Source organism: Streptomyces spectabilis (genome assembly GCF_008704795.1).
Classification (GTDB): Bacteria; Actinomycetota; Actinomycetes; order Streptomycetales; family Streptomycetaceae; genus Streptomyces; species Streptomyces spectabilis.
The window spans coordinates 3,760,976-3,782,911 of the sequence record NZ_CP023690.1 but is presented as its reverse complement, the minus strand read 5'-3'; the positions used below and the strand labels follow the sequence as shown (position 1 = coordinate 3,782,911).

The following is a 21,936-nucleotide window of genomic DNA, read 5'->3' as shown; positions in this document are numbered from 1 at the left end:
GGGACCGGGGCGCGTTGTCGGTGCCCGGCGGTAGCGTCGGATCATGTCGACTGCTGCCCGGCAGGGTGCGCCCGGAGTCCCCGCGCCCCGAATGGCCGTCATCGAGGGCGTCCTGGAGCGGATCACGTTCGCCAGCGAGGAGACGGGGTACACGGTCGCGCGCGTGGACACCGGGCGCGGCGCCGGGGACCTGCTCACCGTCGTCGGGTCGCTGCTCGGCGCGCAGGTCGGCGAGTCCCTGCGGATGGAGGGCCGCTGGGGCTCCCACCCGCAGTACGGCAAGCAGTTCACCGTGGAGAACTACACGACGGTGCTGCCCGCCACGATCCAGGGCATCCGCCGCTATCTCGGCTCCGGCCTCATCAAGGGCATCGGCCCCGTCATGGCCGACCGGATCACGACGCACTTCGGCGTGGACACCCTCGACGTCATCGAGCACGAGCCCAAGCGGCTCATCGAGGTGCCGGGCCTCGGCCCCAAGCGCACCAAGAAGATCGCCGATGCCTGGGAGGAGCAGAAGGCGATCAAGGAGGTGATGGTCTTCCTCCAGGGCGTCGGCGTGTCCACCTCCATCGCCGTGCGGATCTACAAGAAGTACGGGGACGCCTCCATCTCCGTGGTCAAGAACCAGCCCTACCGCCTGGCCGCCGACGTCTGGGGCATCGGCTTCCTCACCGCCGACCGCATCGCCCAGGCCGTCGGCATCCCGCACGACAGCCCCGACCGCGTCAAGGCCGGCCTCCAGTACGCCCTGTCGCAATCCACCGACCAGGGCAACTGCTTCCTGCCCGAGGAGCGCCTCATCGCCGACGCGGTCAAGCTCCTTCAGGTCGACACGGGCCTGGTCATCGACTGCCTCGCCGAGCTCGCGGGCGAGGAGGAGGGCGTGGTGCGCGAGACCGTGCCGGCGCCCGACGGCGGCCCGGACGTCACCGCCGTCTATCTGGTGCCCTTCCACCGCGCCGAACTGTCCCTGTCCGCCCAGCTGTTGCGCCTCCTGCGCGCCGACGACGACCGGATGCCCGGCTTCCAGGACGTGGCCTGGGACAAGGCGCTCGGCTGGCTCGCGGGGCGCACCGGCGCCGAGCTCGCGCCCGAGCAGGAGGCGGCCGTCCGGCTCGCCCTCACCCGGAAGGTCGCCGTGCTCACCGGCGGGCCCGGCTGCGGCAAGTCCTTCACGGTGCGCTCCATCGTGGAGCTGGCCCGCGCCAAGAAGGCCAAGGTGCTGCTCGCCGCGCCCACGGGCCGCGCCGCCAAGCGCCTGGCCGAGCTCACCGGAGCCGAGGCCTCCACGGTCCACCGCCTGCTCGAACTGAAGCCGGGCGGCGACGCCGCGTACGACCGGGACCGGCCCCTCGACGCCGACCTGGTGGTCGTGGACGAGGCGTCCATGCTGGACCTGCTGCTCGCCAACAAGCTGGTGAAGGCCGTGCCGCCGGGCGCGCACCTGCTGTTCGTCGGCGATGTGGACCAGCTGCCGAGCGTCGGCGCGGGCGAGGTCCTGCGGGATCTGCTGAGCGACGGCAGCCCGATCCCCGCCGTCCGGCTGACCCGCATCTTCCGGCAGGCGCAGGAGTCGGGCGTGGTCACCAACGCCCACCGGATCAACTCGGGGCAGTCGCCCCTGACCCAGGGCCTCGCGGACTTCTTCCTGTTCGTGGAGGAGGACACGGAGGAGGCCGGGCGGCTCACGGTCGACGTCGCGGCCCGCCGCGTCCCGGCGAAGTTCGGGCTCGACCCGCGCCGGGACGTCCAGGTCCTCGCCCCCATGCACCGCGGCCCGGCGGGCGCCGGGACGCTGAACGGCCTGCTCCAGCAGGCCATCACCCCCGCCCGCCCCGGCCTGGCCGAGAAGCGCTTCGGCGGCCGCGTCTTCCGTGTGGGGGACAAGGTCACCCAGATCAGGAACAACTACGACAAGGGGAGCAACGGCGTCTTCAACGGCACGGTGGGCGTCGTCACCGCCCTGGACCAGGACGAGCAGCATCTGACGGTCCTGACCGACGAGGACGAGGAGATCTGCTACGACTTCGACGAACTCGACGAACTCGCCCACGCGTATGCGGTGACGATCCACCGCTCCCAGGGAAGTGAGTATCCAGCGGTGGTGATCCCGGTCACCACCGGCGCCTGGATGATGCTTCAGCGGAATCTGCTCTATACGGCCGTGACACGCGCCAAGAAGCTGGTCGTACTCGTCGGTTCGCGCAAGGCTCTGGGGCAGGCCGTACGCACGGTCTCCGCGGGCAGGCGCTGTACGGCCCTGGACCACCGGCTCGCGGGCCGCCACACGGCTTGACGTCAACGCCCCCACGCGGTTGATCGATCATTTGAGTCGTAAAGGTCACACACCACTTTCGGAACGGGAACGAAGGGGGCAGGATGACCAGGTTGGCGGCACTGAGTGCCGCCAGTAGGCCCAATGGTCGACCCCGAGTGCACTCTCCAGGGCCAAATGGGGGATGGTAGAGACAGTCAGGGCACCTCGAAGAAGAGGCACAACGTCGGTGAGGGATGACGTGAGCGAGAACGCTAACAAGGCTGTAGTACTGCGGTACGGCGATGGCGAGTACACCTACCCGGTGATCGAGTCCACTGTCGGCGACAAGGGCTTCGATATCGGCAAGCTCCGCGCCCAGACCGGTCTGGTGACCCTGGACAGTGGCTACGGCAACACCGCCGCCTATAAATCCGCCATCACCTACCTCGACGGCGAGCAGGGCATCCTGCGCTATCGGGGCTACCCGATCGAGCAGCTGGCCGAGCGCTCCACCTTCCTCGAGGTGGCGTACCTGCTGATCAACGGCGAGCTGCCGAAGGTCGACGAGCTGGCCACGTTCAAGAACGAGATCACCCAGCACACCCTGCTGCACGAGGACGTCAAGCGTTTCTTCGACGGCTTCCCGCGCGACGCCCACCCGATGGCGATGCTGTCCTCCGTGGTCAGCGCGCTGTCCACGTTCTACCAGGACAGCCACAACCCGTTCGACGAGAAGCAGCGTCACCTCTCCACGATCCGGCTGCTCGCCAAGCTGCCGACGATCGCGGCGTACGCCTACAAGAAGTCGATCGGCCACCCCTTCGTCTACCCGCGCAACGACCTCGGGTACGTCGAGAACTTCCTGCGCATGACCTTCTCGGTCCCCGCCCAGGAGTACGAGCTCGACCCGGTCGTCGTCTCGGCCCTCGACAAGCTGCTCATCCTGCACGCGGACCACGAGCAGAACTGTTCGACCTCGACGGTCCGCCTGGTCGGCTCCTCGCAGGCGAACATGTTCGCCTCGATCTCCGCGGGCATCTCCGCGCTGTGGGGCCCGCTGCACGGCGGCGCCAACCAGTCGGTCCTGGAGATGCTGGAGGGCATCCAGGCCAACGGCGGCGACGTCGACTCCTTCATCAACAAGGTGAAGAACAAGGAGGACGGCGTCCGCCTGATGGGCTTCGGCCACCGGGTGTACAAGTCCTTCGACCCGCGCGCCAAGATCATCAAGGCGGCGGCGCACGATGTCCTCTCGGCCCTCGGCAAGTCCGACGAGCTGCTCGACATCGCGCTCAAGCTGGAGGAGCACGCGCTCTCCGACGACTACTTCGTCTCGCGCAACCTCTACCCGAACGTGGACTTCTACACGGGTCTGATCTACCGCGCGATGGGCTTCCCGACCGAGATGTTCACGGTCCTGTTCGCCCTCGGCCGCCTGCCGGGCTGGATCGCGCAGTGGCACGAGATGATCAAGGAGCCCGGATCCCGCATCGGGCGTCCCCGCCAGATCTACACCGGCGAGGTCATCCGGGACTTCGTCCCGGTCGAGGCCCGCTAGCATCGCCCGCCCCTCCCCACAGCCCGCCGCCCCCTCGCGGCGGGCTGTCGCACATCAGGGGGCAGGCAGTCTGCGATGGCGCCCGGCCGAGTCCATCCAGCCCGTCCGGCGTTTGAGGACAAGCGCGTCAGCGCGGTGCTTGAACCGATGCGGGAGCTCGCGGACGGGGGAGGGCGGTTCAAGGCGCCCACGCCAGCGAAAAGCGCCCCGCCGTCGATCCCCCCACGGGTCGACGGTCGGGGCGCTTTCCTTTGCCCCGGTGCGGATTCCCCCCACGGGATCCGGCCGGGAGTCTGAGGTGCTGCCCAAGTCAGGGTGCGGAGCTGCGATCTGCCGGGACGCGTACGGATTCGGGAGGGCCGCTCAAAGCTCCCCGGTGCACGTGCCCCGGCCAACGCTCCCCCAGGCTCTCAAGGAGCAGGGGGTTCCCCCTTCGGGGACATCCCCCAAGATGTCCCCGAACACCCGAGAGATCCCCCAAGATCCCTCTGGTGTCGCCCTCTTAGACTCACGAGCCCCCTCGATGGTTACGTTCCGATCGCTGTGATCTACGTCTCTTGCATATGTCCTGAATGCGCACAAGAGGACCCATATGTGGATTGGCATTCCCACGTGAGGGTCCCGCGAAGACAGTGTGAAGGATCGCGGGGCTATGTGAAAGACCGCAAGCGGAGGCTGTTCGTCACTACGAACACCGACGAGCAGGCCATGGCCGCTCCGGCGATCATCGGATTGAGCAGTCCGGCGGCGGCGAGCGGCAGCGCGGCCACGTTGTAGCCGAAGGCCCAGAAGAGGTTGCCCTTGATGGTGGCGAGGGTCCTGCGGGACAGCCGGATGGCGTCCGCCGCGGTCCTCAAGTCACCGCGTACGAGGGTGAGATCGCTCGCCTCGATCGCGGCGTCCGTGCCGGTGCCCATGGCCAGGCCCAGGTCCGCCGTGGCGAGGGCGGCCGCGTCGTTGACGCCGTCGCCGACCATGGCCACCACCCGCCCCTCGGCGCGCAGCCGCCGCACCACGTCCGCCTTGTCCTCGGGCAGCACGTCCGCGTACACGGTCCCGATGTCCACGGCTCGCGCGACCGTCTCCGCCACGGCCCGGTGGTCACCGGTCAAAAGGACCGGGGTGAGGCCGAGTCGGCGCAGCTCGCGGACGGCTTCGGCGCTGGTGTCCTTGACCGCGTCGGCGACCGCGAGCAGCCCGCGCGCGACGCCGTCCCAGGCGACGAGCACGACGGTGCGGCCCGCCGCCTCGGCCCGCTCCCGGGCGTCGGCCAGCGCGTCGAGGCCCGTGACCCCGGCCTCGGCGAGCAGCCGCGCGCTGCCGGCGAGGACCGCGTGCCCGTCCACGGTGCCGCGCACCCCGGCCCCCGGCACGTTCTCGAACCGCTCCGGCGCGGGCAGGTCCGCCACGTCGAGCCCCGACCGCCGCGCGGCGCCCGCCGCCACGGCCCGCGCCACCGGGTGCTCGGAGGCGTGCTCCAGGGCGCCCGCGAGCCGCAGCAGCTCCTTCTCGCCGGTGCCCTGGGCCGCGTACACCTCGTGGAGGGTCATCTTGCCGGTGGTGACGGTGCCGGTCTTGTCCAGGACGATGGTGTCGACGCGCTTCGTGGACTCCAGGACCTCGGGGCCCTTGATGAGGATGCCGAGCTGGGCGCCGCGTCCGGTGCCGACCATGAGCGCGGTCGGGGTGGCGAGTCCGAGGGCGCACGGGCAGGCGATGATCAGGACGGCCACGGCGGCCGTGAACGCGGCGGACGCGCCGACGCCGTTGCCGAGCCAGAAGCCGAGCGTGGCCACGGCGAGCGCGATGACGACGGGGACGAAGACCCCGGAGATGCGGTCGGCCAGGCGCTGCGCGGCGGCCTTGCCGTTCTGGGCGTCCTCGACGAGCCGGGCCATGCGGGCCAGCTGGGTGTCGGCGCCCACGCGGGTCGCCTCGACCACGAGCCGCCCGCCGACGTTCACGGTGGCCCCGGTCACCGTGTCCCCGGCGGTGACGTCCACGGGCACGGACTCGCCGGTCAGCATGGAGGCGTCCACGGCGGAGGCCCCCTCGACGACGCGCCCGTCGGTGGCGATCTTCTCCCCGGGCCGCACCAGGAACCGGTCCCCGGTCATCAACTCACTGACTAGAACGTTCTTTCAGTGCCATGACGAAGTACCGTGACGTCCTTGGCGCCCAGCTCCAGCAGCGCGCGCAGCGCCGCGCCCGCCTTCCGCTTCGAGCGCGCCTCCAGATAGCGGCCGAGCAGGATGAACGTGACGACGCCCGCGGCCACTTCGAGATAGATCGCCGACGAGCCGTCGGTGCGCCGCACCGTCAGATCGAAACCGTGCCGCATCCCGGGCTCCCCGGCCGTACCGAGGAACAGGGCCCACAGCGACCAGCCGAAGGCGGCGAGCGTGCCGAGGGACACCAGCGTGTCCATGGTGGCGGCGCCGTGCCGGGCGTTCAGGAGCGCGGCCCGGTGGAAGGGGAGCCCGCCCCACACCACGACCGGCGCGGCGAGCGTGAGCGACAGCCACTGCCAGTACGTGAACTGGAGCGCCGGGACCATCGCGAGCACGACGACCGGCAGCGCGAGCGCGGCGGAGACCAGCAGCCGCCGCAGCAGCCGGTCGGCCTCGGTGAGGTCGGCGGTGGTGGGGCGTCCGGCCGGGTCCGCCGACGCCCCCGGGCCGCCGGGCGCCTCGGGGCGCGGCGGGACGATCTCGCGCGCCGAGTAGCCGAGCTTCTCGACCGTGGCGACCAGGTCGGCGACCTCGACCCCGGCGGCGTAGCTGACCTTGGCCTTCTCGGTGGCGAGGTTGACCGACGCGGTCACCCCCTCCATGCGGTTCAGCTTCTTCTCGATGCGGGCCGAGCACGAGGCGCAGGTCATGCCGCCGACGGCGAGTTCGACCTCGGAGGTGTTCATGACGGCTCTTTCGCGGCGTGGGGGGACGAAGGCGTGCGGTGCGAAAAGGGGGCAGGGCCCCGCGCCGTGGTGGCGCAGGGCCCGTGGCCGGGGGAGGGGGTGCTCAGGCGGTCGTGCCGGCCAGTTCGTAACCGGCCTCGTCGATCGCGGCGCGGACGGCCTCCTCGTCGAGCGGGGCCGCGGAGACCACGGTCACCTTGCCGGTGGCGGCGACGGCCTGGACCGAGCTGACGCCCGCGATCTCGGAGATCTCGCTGTTGACCGCGGACTCGCAGTGGCCGCAAGTCATCCCCTTCACGTCGTACACGGTGGTGACGGCGCCGGGCTGCGAGGTCTGGGCGTTGGCGGTCATGTCGTTCTCCTCAGTGAAACGTGTGTGACGTGCGGGTTTTCGGAACGTCGGCGTGGCGAGCGGTTCCGATGGCTCCAGGGAACCCCTCGACACGCTTCACACTATACCCCTAGGGGGTATTTTCCAAGAGGGTCTCGAGTGGCGGGGCAAGACGGGGGTCACTCGCCCTTGCGCGCGCGGTTGCCGGGCCGCGACGCGACCCAGGCGCGGATGGTGTCGGCGTACCAGAAGGGCTTGCCGCCCTCGACGTGATCGGGCTCGGGCAGCAGACCGTGCTTGCGGTAGGAGCGCACGGTGTCCGGCTGGACGCGGATGTGCGCGGCGATGTCTTTGTACGACCAGAGCCTGCGGTCGGTCATCAGTGGCTCCTCCCTGTGCGCACCCAGGGCGGCCGGAACGGCCGACGGGGGAGCTGGGCGCGGCACCGGCGTCACTCAGCCTGTGCCCCGTGAACGACGGAGAGTGACCATGGAGGAGTGCTTGTCGACTGGCTGTGACGGGAAACCCGCGTACGTGTCACATGTGTGACAGGAGTGCAGTGTTTGTCACCTACGTGAAGCGCTCGACTGGCGCGGGCGCCCGGCGTGTTGGGGGCGCTTTCGCGCGTCGAGAGGGTATGGGGGCGACCGGGCGCGCCGGGACGCGGCTGAGGGGAGGCCGCGCGGTCGCGGCCTCCCCTCAGCCGTCAGGGGCGTGCGGGCCTCACGCCCCGCAGGAGCGCAGGAAGGCGCGGGTGCGGCGGGCGATGGGCAGCGGCTTGTCCGGGGCGCACGGGTACATGTCCTGCTCGACGATGGCGAACAGGTCGACGCCCAGCTTCTCGGCCGCCGCGAGGACCGGTTCGAGCGCGGGCACCCCGGCGGGCGGCTCGCACATCACGCCGCGCCCGACGGCGGGCCCGAACGGCATGTCCTGCGCCCGCACTTCGGCCAGGACCGCCGGGTCCACCTGCTTGAGGTGGAGGTATCCGACGCGCTCGCCGTACGTCTCGATCAGCTTGACGCTGTCGCCGCCGCAGTACGCGTAGTGGCCGGTGTCCAGGCACAGCGAGACGAGGGCGGGGTCCGTGGCGTCGAGGAAGCGGGCGACGTTCTCCTCGGTGTCGATGTGGGTGTCCGCGTGCGGGTGGACGACGATGTCCAGGCCGTAGCGCTCGCGCACCTCGTGGCCCAGGCGCTCGGTCTGGGAGGCGAGGTGGCGCCACTGCTCCGGCGTCAGCGTCGCGTCCTCCAGGACCTCACCGGTCTTGTCGTCGCGCCAGAAGGACGGGATGACGACGAGGTGCCGCGCGCCCATCGCCCGGGTGAGCCCGGCGATCGCGGACACGTGCTCCCACGTCCTGTCCCACACGGCCGGGCCGTGGTGCAGGCCGGTGAAGACGGTGCCCGCCGAGACCTTGAGGCCGCGCCGCCGCGTCTCGTCGGCGAGCAGGACCGGGTCGGTCGGCAGATAGCCGTACGGGCCGAGCTCGATCCACTCGTACCCGGACGCGGCGACCTCGTCGAGGAAGCGGCTCCACGGCACCTGCTGGGGGTCGTCGGGGAACCACACGCCCCAGGAGTCGGGGGCCGAACCGATCCGGATGCGGGTCAACCGGGAACCACGCGACATCTCCGTCTGCTGCGCCATGGCCGCAAGCCTCGCCGCCCGCCGAGAACAGTGTCAAGCAGTAGTCCGAATGTAAGGACAAAATGTTGACAGGGTTCCTGGGACGGGATTAGACCTGAGGGAAGCCACCACGAAGGGATGTGCAGGGTGACCGATCCGCACCCGGATCCGCACGCCGGCCCCGGCGCCGATCCGTACGACGTCATCACCATGGGCCGGATCGGTGTGGACCTGTACCCCCTCCAGGCCGGGGTGCCGTTGTCGCAGGTCACGACGTTCGGGAAGTTCCTCGGCGGCTCGGCGACGAATGTGGCGGTCGCGGCGGCCCGGCTCGGGCGGCGCGTCGGCGTCGTCACGCGGACGGGACAGGACCCGTTCGGCGAGTACCTCCGCGGCCGGCTGCGGGAGTTCGGGGTCGACGAGCGGTGGGTCGCCGAGGTGCCGGGGCTGCCGACGCCGGTCACCTTCTGCGAGGTGTTCCCGCCCGACGACTTCCCGCTGTACTTCTACCGGCAGCCCAAGGCCCCCGATCTGGAGATCCGCGCGGAGGAGCTCGACCTCGGCGCGATCGCCGCGGCCCGGATCTTCTGGATGACCGGTACCGGCCTCAGCGAGGAGCCGAGCCGGACGGCGACCCTGGCCGCGCTCGCGGCCCGCCCCGCCGCCGGGACCACCGTGTTCGACCTCGACTGGCGGCCCATGTTCTGGCACGACCCGGACGCGGCGCGCCCCCACTACGCGGCCGCGTTGCGGCACGCGACCGTCGCCGTCGGCAACGTGGACGAGGTGGAGATCGCGACCGGCGCCCGCGAGCCGCGCGCCGCCGCTGAGGCCCTGCTCGCGGCGGGTGTCGAGCTCGCCGTGGTCAAACAGGGCCCGAAGGGCGTGCTCGCGATGGACAGGTCGGGCGCGGTGGCGGAGGTTCCGCCGCTGCCGGTCTCGGTGCTCAACGGGCTCGGGGCGGGCGACGCGTTCGGCGGGGCGCTGTGCCACGGGCTGCTCGCCGGGTGGGAGCTCCCGCGGGTGATCCGGTACGCGAACGCGGCCGGGGCGATCGTCGCTTCGCGCCTGGAGTGCTCTTCGGCCATGCCGTACGAGACCGAGGTCGAGGCCGCGCTGGAAGCGGGGGCCGTGCGGTGAGCCCCTCCACTGCCGCAGGGGCCTCCGTCGACGTCTCCGCGCTCGTGCGTACGCGTGCGCACCACCCCGAAGCCATCGCCGAAGCCGCCGCCCGCCGGGTGCGGCGGCCGTTGGTCGGGGCTTCCGGGCGGTTGATGATCATCGCGGCGGACCATCCGGCGCGCGGCGCGCTCGGGGTCGGCAAGGACCCGCTGGCCATGGCCGACCGGGCCGACCTCCTGCAGCGGCTGTGCCTGGCGCTGTCCCGGCCCGGCGTCGACGGCGTGCTCGCCACCGCCGACATCCTCGACGACCTGCTGCTGCTCGGCGCGCTCGACGGCAAGGTCGTGATGGGGTCCATGAACCGGGGCGGGCTCGCGGGCGCCGCCTTCGAGCTGGACGACCGGTTCACCGGCCACCGCGCCGAGGACCTGGAGCGGCTCGGCTTCGACGCGGGCAAGCTGCTGCTGCGCGTCGACTACGACGACCCCGGGTCGCTCGCCACGCTGTACTCGACCGCGCGGGCGGTGGACGCGATGGCGGAGCGTCAGCTGCCGGTGTTCATCGAGCCGTTCCTGTGCCGCAGATCACCCGAAGGGCTCCGCAACGACCTGAGCGCGGACGCGGTCACCCGGTCCATCGCCATCGCCTCGGGCCTCGGCGGCACCTCGGCGTACACCTGGTTGAAGGTGCCCGTGACGGAGAACCCGGACGACATGGCGCGCGTCATGGAGACCTCGACGCTCCCCGCCGTACTGCTCGGCGGCGACATCGGCGACGGCAAGAACGGCAAGAACGGCAAGTACGGCCAGGGCAGCCAGGACGCCGACGCCGTGTTCGAGAAGTGGCGCGGCGCGCTCCAGTTGCCCACCGTGTACGGCCTGGTGGCCGGGCGGACGCTGCTGTACCCGGTGGACGGGGACGTGGCGGACGCGGTCGACACCGCCGTCGGGCTGCTGTAGCCGTGACGTACGCACCCGACAGGAGGCCCGCATGACGCACGTACCGAGGGGAAGCGCGGCCGAGGGCCCGTACGCCCTCGCCATCGACCCGAAACGCGCCGCCTGGACCTACTCCAGTCTGCGCGTCGTCGAACTGCCGCCCGGCGGGTCGCACTCCTTCGCCACCGGGGAGAGTGAATGGATCGTGCTCCCGCTGACCGGCGGCTGTACGGTGCACGCGGAGGGCGAGATCATCGAACTCCTGGGCCGGGAGAGCGTGTTCAGCGGAGCGAGTGACTTCGCTTACGTTCCCCGCGATACCCGCATCCAGATCGCCTCCGGCGTGGGAGGCCGCTTCGCCCTGGCAGGAGCGAAGTGCGAGCGCCGACTCCCCGCCCGCTACGGCCCCGCGCCGGAGGTCCCCGTCGAGCACCGCGGCAGCGGCACCTGCGCACGGCAGGTGCGCAACTTCGCGGCGGCGGACACGTTCGACTGCGACCGGCTGATCGCCGTGGAGGTCATCACGCCCGGCGGCAACTGGTCGTCGTACCCGCCGCACAAGCACGACGAGCACCGCCCCGGCGTCGAGGCCGAGCTGGAGGAGATCTACTACTTCGAGATCGAGGGCGAGTCCGGCTTCGGCTACCAGCGGGTCTCCCCCTCCCGCGAGGGCGGCACCGACGTGCTCGCCGAAGTGCGCTCCGGCGACGCCGTCCTCGTCCCCGACGGCTGGCACGGCCCGTCCGTCGCCCAGCCGGGCCACGCCATGTACTACCTGAACGTCATGGCGGGACCCGGGGACGAGCGGGAATGGAAGATCTGCTTCCACCCTGACCACACGGAGGGATACCGATGAGCGGCACGGTCCGGCTCACCACCGCCCAGGCCCTGGTGCGCTTCCTGGCCCGGCAGTTCACCGAGCGGGACGGCGCCCGGCAGCGCCTCATCGGCGCGACCTGGGGCATCTTCGGCCACGGCAACGTCGCCGGGATCGGCCAGGCCCTGCTGGAGCACGGCACCGAGATGCCCTTCCACCAGGGGCGCAACGAGCAGGCCATGGTGCACGCGGCCGTCGGCCACGCCCGGCAGTCGGGGCGCCTGACGACCCACGCCGTCACCACCTCCATCGGCCCCGGCGCCACCAACCTGGTCACGGGCGCCGCGCTCGCGACCATCAACCACCTGCCCGTGCTGCTGCTGCCCGGCGACGTCTTCGCGACCCGCCCGGCCGACCCGGTGCTCCAGCAGCTCGAAGTGCCGTACGCGGGCGACGTGTCCGTGAACGACTGCCTGCGCCCGGTGTCGGCGTACTTCGACCGCGTCACCCGGCCCGAGGCGCTGATCCCCGCCGCGCTCCAGGCGATGCGGGTGCTCACCGACCCGGTCGCCACGGGCGCGGTGACGCTCGCGCTGCCCCAGGACGTCCAGGCGGAGGCCCACGACTGGCCGGAGGACTTCTTCGCCGAGCGCGTCTGGGCGGTGCGCCGCCAGGCACCCGACCCCGCCGAGGTCCAGGCCGCGGCGCGGGCCGTGCGCGCCGCCGCGCGGCCCCTGGTCGTCGCGGGCGGGGGGGTCCACCACAGCGCCGCGGAGGACGCCCTGCGCGCCTTCGCCGACGCGACCGGCATCCCGGTGGCGTCCACGCAGGCGGGCAAGGGCTCCTTGCGCCACGACCACCCGGCGGACGTCGGCGGCATCGGCCACACCGGCACCGCCACGGCCGGAGAGCTGGCCCGCGGCGCCGACCTGGTGATCGGTGTCGGCACCCGCTACACCGACTTCACCACCGCGTCCGGCACGCTCTTCACCGGCGACGGCGTGCGCTTCGTGAACCTCAACGTCGCGCCGTTCGACGCCCACAAGATGGCGGGCGCCACGGTGGTCGCGGACGCCCGCGCGGGCCTTGAGGCGCTGACCGGGGCGCTCGCGGGCCACCGCGTCGACCCCGCGTACGTCGCCTCGTACACGGACGACAAGGAGCGCTGGGAGCAGCGCGTGGACGCCGCGTACGCGGCCGACGAGCCCGACGCGCGCCCCACGCAGGCGCAGGTGCTCGGCCTCCTCGACGCGCTCGTCACCGACGAGGACGTCGTCATCAACGCGGCCGGCTCGCTCCCCGGCGATCTGCACAAGCTGTGGCGGGCCCGCTCGCCGCGCCAGTACCACGTCGAGTACGGCTACTCCTGCATGGGCTACGAGATCCCGGCGGCGATCGGCGTCTCCCTGGCCGCGCCCGAGCGGCCCGTGTGGGCCCTGGTCGGCGACGGCACGTACCTGATGATGCCCACCGAGATCGTCACGGCGGTGCAGGAGGACATCCCCATCAAGGTCGTCATCCTGCAGAACCACGGCTACGCCTCCATCGGCGGCCTCTCGGAGTCCGTCGGCGGCGAGCGCTTCGGCACCGACTACCGCTACCGGGCGCCCGACGGCACGTACACGGGCGGGCCGCTGCCCGTGGACCTGGCCGCCAACGCGGCCTCGCTCGGGCTGCCCGTGAGGCGGGCGAAGACCGTCGACGAGCTGCGCGCGGCCCTGCGCGAAGCACGCGAAGCGGACGGCCCCACATGTGTCTACGTGGAGACGGAAACGGCAGACACAGTGTCGGGCCCGCCCCCGGCACAGGCGTGGTGGGATGTGCCCGTGGCCGAGATCGCGACCCGCCCGTCGGCGGTCAAGGCCCGCGAGGAGTACGACCGGCACGTGTCCGCCCGGCGCCGCCATCTGTGAAGGAGTTCTTGCATGACGAAGACCGTCGACCACTGGATCGGTGGCAAGAGCGTCGAGGGGACGTCCGGCACGTACGGTCCGGTCACCGATCCGGCGACCGGTGCCGTGACCACGCGCGTGGCCTTCGCGAGCGTGGACGAGGTGGACGCGGCGGTCGCCGCCGCCAAGGCCGCGTACGCGACCTGGGGCCAGTCCTCGCTCGCCCAGCGCACGTCCGTCCTGTTCAAGTTCCGCGCGCTCCTTGACGCGCACCGCGACGAGATCGCCGAGCTGATCACCGCCGAGCACGGCAAGGTGCACTCCGACGCGCTCGGCGAGGTGGCGCGCGGCCTGGAGGTCGTCGACCTGGCGTGCGGCATCAACGTGCAGCTCAAGGGCGAGCTGTCGACGCAGGTCGCCAGCCGTGTGGACGTCTCCTCGATCCGCCAGCCCCTTGGCGTCGTCGCGGGCATCACGCCCTTCAACTTCCCGGCCATGGTGCCGATGTGGATGTTCCCGCTGGCCATCGCGTGCGGCAACACCTTCGTCCTGAAGCCCAGCGAGAAGGACCCGTCGGCGTCGATGCGCGTCGCGGAGCTGCTCGCCGAGGCGGGCCTGCCGGACGGCGTCTTCAACGTCGTGCACGGTGACAAGGTGGCCGTGGACCGCCTCCTGGTCCACCCGGACGTGGCGGCGGTGTCCTTCGTGGGCTCGACCCCGATCGCCCGCTACATCCACACCACGGCCTCCGCGAACGGCAAGCGCGTGCAGGCCCTCGGCGGCGCCAAGAACCACATGCTGGTGCTTCCGGACGCCGACCTGGACGCGGCCGCCGACGCCGCGGTCTCGGCCGCGTACGGCTCCGCGGGCGAGCGCTGCATGGCCATCTCGGCCGTCGTCGCGGTCGGCTCGGTCGGCGACGAGCTCGTCGCGAAGATCAAGGAGCGCGCCGAGCAGATCAAGATCGGTCCGGGCAACGACCCGGCCTCCGAGATGGGCCCGCTCATCACGGCCGCGCACCGCGACAAGGTGGCGTCGTACGTGACGGGCGCCGCCGCGCAGGGCTGCGAGGTCGTCCTGGACGGCACCGGCCACACCGTCGAGGGCCACGAGGACGGCCACTGGATCGGTCTGTCCCTGCTCGACCGGGTGCCGGTGACGGCGGACGCCTACAAGGACGAGATCTTCGGCCCGGTCCTGTGCGTGCTGCGCGTCGAGACGTACGAGGAGGGCCTCGCCCTCATCAACGCCTCGCCGTTCGGCAACGGCACGGCCGTCTTCACCCGGGACGGCGGCGCCGCGCGCCGCTTCCAGCTGGAGGTCGAGGCGGGCATGGTCGGCGTGAACGTGCCGATCCCGGTGCCGGTGGGCTACCACTCCTTCGGTGGCTGGAAGGACTCCCTCTTCGGCGACCACCACATCTACGGCAACGACGGCACGCACTTCTACACGCGCGGCAAGGTCGTCACGACCCGGTGGCCGGACCCCTCGGACGCCCCGGCGGGCGTGGACCTGGGGTTCCCGCGCAATCACTGACAGCTCAAGACCACTGAACGAAGCCGTCCGCCCTGCGGACGGCTTCGTTCCTTTTTTCGCCGAACCGCTGCGGTTCCCGTACGGAGGGGACGAATGGGGTGGAGAAGGCATGATCAGAATTCGACCTTGCTATCAAAGGCGAGTGGGTCAATCATCCAGCTAATTGCCACCTTTAGTCGCCAACTTCTGCGATTCATTGGTCAGTTGAAGATCGTCAGAGCTGCGGATTCCGTAGGTAATCGGCCATTGACGTTTTCCTGACGCGGAGGTTTCCATGACGCTCTGCCGCCCCCTTGGTACGAGCCGATCGGAATCTTCGTATGACCGAAACGCTGCACACGCCGCCGCAGTCCGTGGCCGCCCCTGTGGCGGAGGGACCGGCCGGGTCCCCGGCCGCGCCCCGCAAGCTGAAGCGGTCCATCGGCGTCGTCGGCGGCACCCTGCTCACGCTGTCCTGCGTGACGCCCGCGTCCACGCTCTTCGTGGTCGTGCCCGACCTGTTCTCCACGCTCGGCACCGCCACCACCCTCACCATCGCCATCGGCGCGCTGCTCTGCGTGGGCGTGGCCTTCTGCTACTCCGAGCTCGGCACGCTGATCCCCAGCGCGGGCGGCGAGTACGCGATGGTCTCCACGATGGCCGGACGGCTCGCGGGCTGGCTCGTGTTCGTGCTCTCCCTGCTCGTCGTGATGATCGTGCCGCCCGTGATCGCCATGGGCACGGCCGACTACCTCGCGCCCCTGGTGAAGATCGAACCCGCCTACGCGGGCGCCGGCGTGATGCTCCTCGCCACCCTCGCGGGCCTGCTCGACCTGCGGGCCAACGCCTGGATCACCGGGATCTTCCTGGTCCTCGAAGTGGTCGCGGCCGCCGTCGTGGCCGTCCTCGGCTTCGCGCACGCCGAGCGCGGCGCGGGCAGCCTCGTCGACCTCTCCGTGGCCAGTGGCTCCGGCGACGGCACGAAGACCGTCACCGCGATGCTCATCGTCTCCGGGCTCGCCATCGCGCTCTTCGTCACGCAGGGCTTCTCCACCGCCGTCTACCTCTCCGAGGAGATGGAGAACCCGCGCCGCAACGTGGCCCGCACCGTGCTGCTCACCCTCGGCATCTCCGCCGTCGTGCTGCTCGTGCCGGTCGCCGCGATCACCATGGGCGCGCCGGACCTCGCCGCGCTCACCGGCGGCGACATCGGCGCCATGGTCACCGCCTGGTCCAGCTCCGGCGTCGGCACCTTCATCAGCCTGTGCGTGGCCCTCGCCATCATCAACGCGGGCATCGTCATGGTCATCCAGAACTCCCGCGTCCTGTACGCCTCCGCGCGCGACAAGGCCTGGCCGCAGCCGGTCAACGCGGTCCTGTCGCGGCTCGGCGGCCGCTTCGGCTCCCCGTGGGTCGCCACGCTCCTGGTGGGCGTCCCCGGCGCCGCGCTGTGCTTCGTGAACCTCGACACCCTCTACGGCGTCACCGGGGTGTCCGTGACCGGCATGTACCTGCTCGTCGCGGTGGCGGCGCTGCTCGCCCGCCGGGGCGGCCACGGGGCCGCTCCCGCCTGGCGGATGCCGCTGTGGCCCGGCGTCCCGGTGGTCCTCATCGCCGTCCTCGCGTACGTGCTCAGCCAGCAGGAGGCGCGCTACCTCCTGTGGACCGGCGGCATCGTGGGCGGCGCGACGCTGTACTGGCTCTGCTACCTGCGGCCGCGGGCGGCCACGCGCTGGCTGGTGACCGTCCCGGAGTAGCCCTGCGGTGCACGCCCCCGGGCCTTCATCGGCCTTCGGCCTCGTCCTCAAACGCCGGACGGGCTTGAAAGTCTCCGGTGCGGGCCGGAGGCCCCCTGCGGGCCGCGGACGGGATGCGATCCGCACTGGCGACCATCCAGCCCGTCCGGCGTTTGAGGACGAGGCGCGGAGCGCCGACAAACGGGGGGTACGGGGGGCGGAGCCCCCGGAGCGGGAAGAGGCGGGTCTGGGGCGCCCCGCGAGGCTACTGGGGCAGCAGGTCCCGGTCCTTGAAGCCGCTGGAGGTGGAGACGCACACCACGGGACCCTCCACGCCCCGCCCGAGCTGCCGCAGGCCCGCGAGGCCCGCCGCCGCGGACAGCTCCGCCCACACCCCGCCCCGGGCCAGCTCCGCCCGGGCACCGGCCAGCTCCTCGTCGGTCACGAGCAGCGCGGCGCCCCGGCTCTCGCGCAGCGCGACCACGCCCCGGTAGCCGCCCACCGGGCAGTCGATGGCGTACGCGGCGGTCTCCCCGACGGGGACGTGCGCGGCGGGCACCCCGTCGCGCACGGCGGCCGCCAGCGGCCCACCGGCGGCGGGCTCGCAGGCGTACAGGCGCGGCACCCGCTCCCCGTACCCGAGCCGCACCAGCTCGGCGAACCCCTTCCAGACGCCGAACAGCATCTCCCCGTACCCCGTCGGCACGAACACCGCGCGCGGGAGGGCGCCGAGTTCGTCGTGGATCTCGTAGGCGATCGTCTTGTAGCCCTCGGGCCCGAACCCGTGCCCGGTGTGCGCGGCGGACGTGAGGTTGCTGACGGGGTGGTAGCCGGTCCGCTCGACGAGGTCGCGCAGCATCGGCCACCGGTCCTCGGCGGGCACGTGCAGCACGGTGGCGCCGTACGCGCGCAGGAACGCGTCGACGGCGGGCGGCGCGTCCGGCGAGGTCAGGACCGTGCACGGAAGGCCGGCCCGGGCGGCGTACGCGGCGGCCGACGCGCCGTGGTTGCCGGAGGAGGCGACGACGACGCCGGGCGCGCCGACGCCGACGGCCGCGCTCACCGTGATCCGGTTGAGCCGGTCCTTGTGGCTCCACGTCGGGTTGCGGGACTCGTCCTTGACCCACACCCCGTCCTCAAGGGGGAGCAGCGGGGTGCCGCCCTCGGCGAGCGAGGGGGCGCGCAGCGGCGGCAGGAGCGGCGCCCAGCGCTCGTGCCCGCGCGGCCGCGCGGCGGCGGCCCCGGGTGCGAAGAAGCCGTCGGGGACCTGGTCGTAGGCGTAGTCGACCTCCACCGGGTACGCGACGTCGTCGGTGCTCGTGACCGGACAGCCCTCCGTCAGCGGCGGCCAGAGCGGGAAGCGGACGGACGGGTCGCCCAGCGAACGCTGGCCGGTGGCAAGGGATGTCATGGGTCAGCAGCGTAGGCGCCCCTGACATCCGGCGCGGGGGCGGGCGCGGGCGCGTACCGCGGCGGACGTACGCGGGCCGCGGGCCGTACTCCCCGGGGAGGCCGCGGGGTTCCGACCGGCGGCTGCATCGGTTGTCGGTGACCGCCCGTACCGTTGACGCATGGATCTACGACTGCCCCGGGCCGGAGCCTGGAAGGCGGCGCTGCGCGCGCCGCGGCGGATGTTCGCCGCCGCGGCCGCCGTCGTGGTGCTCGCGGGCGCGGGTACGTGGACGGCGCTCGCGTCGGACGAGGCACCCGCCGTGCGCCGCACGGACCGGACGCTCGCCATGGGCCGGAGCCAGGGGCAGGAGGTGCGCGTCGACACCTCGTACTTCACCGCGGGCGACCCCGGCACCAAGCGCCCCGCGGTGCTCGTCGGGCACGGCTTCGGCGGCAGCAAGGACGACGTGCGCGAGCAGGCCGAGCGCCTGGCCCGCGACGGGTACGCGGTCCTGACGTGGTCCGCGCGCGGCTTCGGCAAGTCCACGGGCCGCATCGGGCTCAACGACCCCAAGGGCGAGGTCGCCGACGTGTCGCGGCTCGTCGACTGGCTGGCGAAGCGGCCCGAGGTCCGCCTCGACAAGGCAGGCGACCCGCGCGTGGGCGTCACGGGCGCCTCGTACGGGGGAGCGGTCTCGCTGCTCGCGGCCGGGCACGACGACCGGGTCGACGCCATCGCCCCGCTGATGACGTACTGGAACCTGGCGGACGCGCTGTTCCCCAAGGACGTCTTCAAGAAGCAGTGGGCCGGGATGTTCCTGACCGCGGGCGGCGGCTGCGACACGTTCGAGCCGCGCCTGTGCGCGATGTACGAGCGCGTGGCGGTGGCCGGGAAGCCCGACGCGCGGGCGCGCGCGCTGCTCGCCGAGCGCAGCCCGGCCGCCGTCGGCGACCGGATCGAGGTGCCCGCCCTGATCGTGCAGGGCCAGCAGGACTCGCTGTTCCCGCTCGACCAGGCCGACGCGGCGGCCAAGGCGATCCGCGCCAACCACGCGCCCGTGGCGGTCGACTGGGTCGCGGGCGGCCACGACGGCGGCGACCGCGAGACCGACCGGGTCACCGGCCGTGTCACCCGGTGGTTCGACCGCTACCTCAAGGACGACAAGGGCGCCGACACGGGCCCCGCCTTCCGCGTCACCCGCACCGGAGGCATCGACTCCACGGACGGCGCGGCGACGCTGCGCGGCGCGAGCGGCGACCGCTACCCGGGGCTCGCCGGCGCCCCGCGCGAGATCCCGCTCACCGGGCGCCCGCAGACCTTCGACAACCCCGCGGGCGCCGCGCCGCCCGCCGTGTCGGGACTGCCGGGCCTCGGCGCCGCGGGCGGCGGCAGCGGCGGCCTCAGCCGCCTCTCCTCGCTCGGCATCGGCGTCTCCCTCGACTTCCCCGGGCAGCACGCCGCGTTCGAGTCGAAGCCGCTCACCGAGGACCTGAGGATCACCGGCGCCCCCTCCGTGCGGGTGCGCGTGAAGTCCGACAGCGCGGACACGGTGCTCTTCGGGAAGGTCTACGACGTGGGGCCCGGCGGCGATCAGCAGGTGCTGCCCGCACAGCTCGTCGCCCCGGCACGGATCGGCGGCGCCGTCGACGGCAGGACCCTCGACCTGAGACTGCCCGCCGTCGACCACGAGCTGAAGAAGGGCCACCGGCTGCGCCTGGTGTTCGCCGCCACCGACCTCGGCTACGCCTCGCCCGTGGAACCGGCCGCGTACACGGTGGCGTTGAAGAGCGGCCTGAAGGTGCCGACGGCCCCCGGCGTGGACACGGCTGCGGCCCCGCTGCCCGCCTGGGTGTGGTGGCTGCCGCTGACCGGCGCCGCCGTGGCGGCCGCCCTGCTCCTGATCGGCCGCAGGCGCGTCACGGCGCCCGCGCCCGACCCGGCCCTCGCCGACGTGCCGCTCCAGATCACCGGCCTGAGCAAGCGGTACGCGAAGTCCACCGACCGGTACGCGGTGCGCGACCTGTCGTTCCGCGTGGAGAAGGGCCAGGTCCTCGGCCTCCTCGGGCCGAACGGCGCGGGCAAGACCACCACCCTGCGCATGCTGATGGGCCTCATCCGCCCGGACGCGGGCGAGATCCGCGTCTTCGGGCAGGCCATCCGGCCCGGCGCGCCCGTCCTGTCCCGCGTCGGCGCGTTCGTCGAGGGCGCCGGATTCCTGCCCCACCTGTCGGGCCGGGAGAACCTGGAGCTGTACTGGCGCGCCACCGGCCGCCCCGCGGGGGACGCGCACCTGGACGAGGCCCTGGAGATCGCCGGGCTCGGCGACGCCCTCGCCCGCGCCGTGCGGACGTACTCCCAGGGCATGCGGCAGCGCCTCGCCATCGCCCAGGCCATGCTGGGCCTGCCGGACCTGCTGATCCTGGACGAGCCGACGAACGGCCTCGACCCGCCCCAGATCCGCGAGATGCGCGAGGTGATGATCCGGTACGCGGCGGGCGGCCGCACGGTCATCGTCTCCAGCCATCTGCTCGCCGAGGTCGAGCAGTCCTGCACGCACCTGGTCGTCATGGACCGCGGCCGCCTCGTGCAGGCGGGCCCGGTCGACGAGATCGTCGGCGCCGGGGACACGCTCCTCGTCGGCCTCGCGGCGGACGTCTCCGAGCCGCTGGTCGAGAAGGTGGCCTCGCTGCCGGGCGTGGCGTCGGCCGTCCGCACCGAGGGCGGGCTCCTGGTGCGGCTCGACGGCGGCCCGGCGGCCACGGGGGCGGCGCTGCTGCCCGAACTGGTCCGCCTGGAGGTCCCCGTGGAGTCGCTGGGCCCGCACCGGCGCCTGGAAGACGCGTTCTTGACCCTGATCGGAGGAGGTGCGGCGTGACGGCGCCACAGGACACGACGGCGGCCCCTGAAGGGCCGCGGAGCGCGGCGGCGACCGCGGGCCCCCGGGTCCCCGGACCGGTCGTCCCGGACCCGGTCGCGGCCACCGCGCCCGGCTACCGCCCGGGGCGCACGCTGCCGCTGCGCGTCGAGGCCGTCCGTCAGCTCAAGCGGCGGCGCACGCTCGTCATGGGCGGCATCCTCGCCCTGCTGCCCCTCGTGCTGCTGCTCGCCTTCGCGATCGCCGGTTCGCCGGACGGCCGCGACGACCGGGTGACGCTGATGGACACGGCCACGGCGTCGGGGGTGAACTTCGCGGCCACGTGCCTGTTCGTGTCGGCCGGGTTCCTGCTCGTCATCCCCGTCGCGCTGTTCTGCGGGGACACCGTGGCCTCCGAGGCGGGCTGGTCGAGCCTGCGCTATCTGCTCGCCGCGCCCGTGCCCCGGGCCCGGCTGCTGTGGTCCAAGCTGGCGGTGGGCCTCGGCCTGAGCGCCGCCGCGATCGTGCTGCTCCCGGTGGTCGCGCTCGCCGTCGGCACGATGGCGTACGGCTGGGGGCCGCTGGAGATCCCGACCGGCGGCGTGCTGGAGCCGGGCACCGCCGCGCGGCGCCTCGCCGTCGTCGTCGCGTACGTCTTCGCGTCCCAGCTGGTCACCGCGGGCCTCGCCTTCTGGCTCTCCACGAAGACGGACGCGCCCCTGGGCGCGGTCGGCGGCGCGGTCGGCCTGACGATCGCGGGGAACGTCCTGGACGCGGTGACCGCGCTCGGCGACTGGCGCGACTTCCTGCCCGCGCACTGGCAGTTCGCCTGGGCGGACGTCTTCCAGCCCACTCCGGAGTGGGCCGGCATGCTCCAGGGCACGGCCCTGTCGGTGACGTACGCGCTGGTGCTCTTCGCGCTGGCGTTCCGGGGGTTCGCGCGCAAGGACGTGGTGTCCTAGAGCCCGGCCGAC

14 protein-coding genes and 1 pseudogene are annotated in these 21,936 nt (G+C 72.5%); 10 read left to right on the top strand and 5 right to left on the bottom strand.

Annotated elements, in window-relative coordinates; all coding sequences use genetic code 11:
- Window positions 1-43: 43 nt before the first annotated feature.
- The gene (gene recD2, locus CP982_RS16330; RefSeq protein ID WP_150511214.1) at window positions 44-2,299 is read left to right on the top strand and encodes an SF1B family DNA helicase RecD2; all 2,256 of its coding nucleotides are present in this window, start codon (window positions 44-46) and stop codon (window positions 2,297-2,299) included.
- Window positions 2,300-2,519: 220 nt separating this feature from the next.
- Window positions 2,520-3,818 (top strand): citrate synthase, encoded by a 1,299-nt coding sequence (locus tag CP982_RS16325; protein ID WP_150511213.1) that lies wholly within the window; start codon window positions 2,520-2,522, stop codon window positions 3,816-3,818.
- A 650-nt stretch (window positions 3,819-4,468) separates the two neighbouring features.
- Here the strand turns inward: CP982_RS16325 and CP982_RS16320 are convergent.
- The 4 genes and pseudogenes from CP982_RS16320 to CP982_RS16305 form a co-directional block, all read right to left on the bottom strand.
- A pseudogene (locus tag CP982_RS16320) lies at window positions 4,469-6,735 on the bottom strand (heavy metal translocating P-type ATPase).
- Between the two features lie 103 nt (window positions 6,736-6,838).
- Window positions 6,839-7,087, bottom strand: coding sequence for a heavy-metal-associated domain-containing protein (locus CP982_RS16315; protein WP_150511212.1), 249 nt, complete (start codon window positions 7,085-7,087; stop codon window positions 6,839-6,841).
- A 158-nt stretch (window positions 7,088-7,245) separates the two neighbouring features.
- Entirely contained in the window at window positions 7,246-7,446 is a 201-nt protein-coding gene (locus tag CP982_RS16310) for a helix-turn-helix transcriptional regulator (protein WP_030687661.1), read from the bottom strand.
- Between the two features lie 343 nt (window positions 7,447-7,789).
- Complete coding sequence (locus CP982_RS16305) at window positions 7,790-8,716, bottom strand: sugar phosphate isomerase/epimerase family protein (protein WP_372503367.1); 927 nt, start codon at window positions 8,714-8,716, stop codon at window positions 7,790-7,792.
- Between the two features lie 126 nt (window positions 8,717-8,842).
- Between CP982_RS16305 and iolC the strand changes: the two genes are divergently transcribed.
- The 6 genes from iolC (at window position 8,843) to CP982_RS16275 (ending at window position 16,736) form a co-directional block, all read left to right on the top strand.
- The gene (gene iolC, locus CP982_RS16300; RefSeq protein WP_425329807.1) at window positions 8,843-9,835 is read left to right on the top strand and encodes a 5-dehydro-2-deoxygluconokinase; all 993 of its coding nucleotides are present in this window, start codon (window positions 8,843-8,845) and stop codon (window positions 9,833-9,835) included.
- The gene (locus tag CP982_RS16295) at window positions 9,832-10,776 is read left to right on the top strand and encodes a Cgl0159 family (beta/alpha)8-fold protein (protein WP_150511210.1); all 945 of its coding nucleotides are present in this window, start codon (window positions 9,832-9,834) and stop codon (window positions 10,774-10,776) included. Before iolC ends, CP982_RS16295 begins: the two co-directional genes overlap by 4 nt.
- Before the next feature lie 31 nt (window positions 10,777-10,807).
- Entirely contained in the window at window positions 10,808-11,611 is an 804-nt protein-coding gene (iolB, locus tag CP982_RS16290; protein WP_150511209.1) for a 5-deoxy-glucuronate isomerase, read from the top strand.
- Complete coding sequence (gene iolD, locus CP982_RS16285; RefSeq protein ID WP_150511208.1) at window positions 11,608-13,485, top strand: 3D-(3,5/4)-trihydroxycyclohexane-1,2-dione acylhydrolase (decyclizing); 1,878 nt, start codon at window positions 11,608-11,610, stop codon at window positions 13,483-13,485. The genes iolB and iolD overlap by 4 nt, the downstream gene beginning before the upstream one ends.
- Before the next feature lie 12 nt (window positions 13,486-13,497).
- Window positions 13,498-15,000, top strand: coding sequence for a CoA-acylating methylmalonate-semialdehyde dehydrogenase (gene mmsA, locus CP982_RS16280; RefSeq protein ID WP_150511207.1), 1,503 nt, complete (start codon window positions 13,498-13,500; stop codon window positions 14,998-15,000).
- A 320-nt stretch (window positions 15,001-15,320) separates the two neighbouring features.
- Window positions 15,321-16,736, top strand: a complete 1,416-nt coding sequence (locus CP982_RS16275) for an APC family permease (RefSeq protein ID WP_150511206.1) — start codon at window positions 15,321-15,323, stop codon at window positions 16,734-16,736.
- A gap of 244 nt (window positions 16,737-16,980) precedes the next feature.
- On the opposite strand, the gene CP982_RS16270 is transcribed toward CP982_RS16275, so the two are convergent.
- Window positions 16,981-18,126, bottom strand: coding sequence for a threonine synthase (locus tag CP982_RS16270; protein WP_150511205.1), 1,146 nt, complete (start codon window positions 18,124-18,126; stop codon window positions 16,981-16,983).
- A gap of 160 nt (window positions 18,127-18,286) precedes the next feature.
- Here CP982_RS16270 and CP982_RS16265 point away from each other — a divergent pair, with 160 nt between their 5' ends.
- Both CP982_RS16265 and CP982_RS16260 read left to right on the top strand, forming a co-directional pair.
- The gene (locus tag CP982_RS16265; RefSeq protein ID WP_170316440.1) at window positions 18,287-20,983 is read left to right on the top strand and encodes an alpha/beta fold hydrolase; all 2,697 of its coding nucleotides are present in this window, start codon (window positions 18,287-18,289) and stop codon (window positions 20,981-20,983) included.
- Window positions 20,980-21,924, top strand: a complete 945-nt coding sequence (locus tag CP982_RS16260; protein ID WP_372503366.1) for an ABC transporter permease — start codon at window positions 20,980-20,982, stop codon at window positions 21,922-21,924. The genes CP982_RS16265 and CP982_RS16260 overlap by 4 nt, the downstream gene beginning before the upstream one ends.
- The last annotated feature ends 12 nt before the right edge of the window (window positions 21,925-21,936 follow it).

Coding starts and splice junctions, on each gene's coding strand:
- recD2 (WP_150511214.1), top strand. CDS start 44: ATGTCGACTGCTGCCCGGCAGGGTGCGCCCGGAGTCCCCGCGCCCCGA.
- CP982_RS16315 (WP_150511212.1), bottom strand. CDS start 7,087: ATGACCGCCAACGCCCAGACCTCGCAGCCCGGCGCCGTCACCACCGTG.
- CP982_RS16310 (WP_030687661.1), bottom strand. CDS start 7,446: ATGACCGACCGCAGGCTCTGGTCGTACAAAGACATCGCCGCGCACATC.
- CP982_RS16305 (WP_372503367.1), bottom strand. CDS start 8,716: ATGGCGCAGCAGACGGAGATGTCGCGTGGTTCCCGGTTGACCCGCATC.
- iolB (WP_150511209.1), top strand. CDS start 10,808: ATGACGCACGTACCGAGGGGAAGCGCGGCCGAGGGCCCGTACGCCCTC.
- iolD (WP_150511208.1), top strand. CDS start 11,608: ATGAGCGGCACGGTCCGGCTCACCACCGCCCAGGCCCTGGTGCGCTTC.
- mmsA (WP_150511207.1), top strand. CDS start 13,498: ATGACGAAGACCGTCGACCACTGGATCGGTGGCAAGAGCGTCGAGGGG.
- CP982_RS16275 (WP_150511206.1), top strand. CDS start 15,321: ATGACCGAAACGCTGCACACGCCGCCGCAGTCCGTGGCCGCCCCTGTG.
- CP982_RS16270 (WP_150511205.1), bottom strand. CDS start 18,126: ATGACATCCCTTGCCACCGGCCAGCGTTCGCTGGGCGACCCGTCCGTC.
- CP982_RS16265 (WP_170316440.1), top strand. CDS start 18,287: ATGGATCTACGACTGCCCCGGGCCGGAGCCTGGAAGGCGGCGCTGCGC.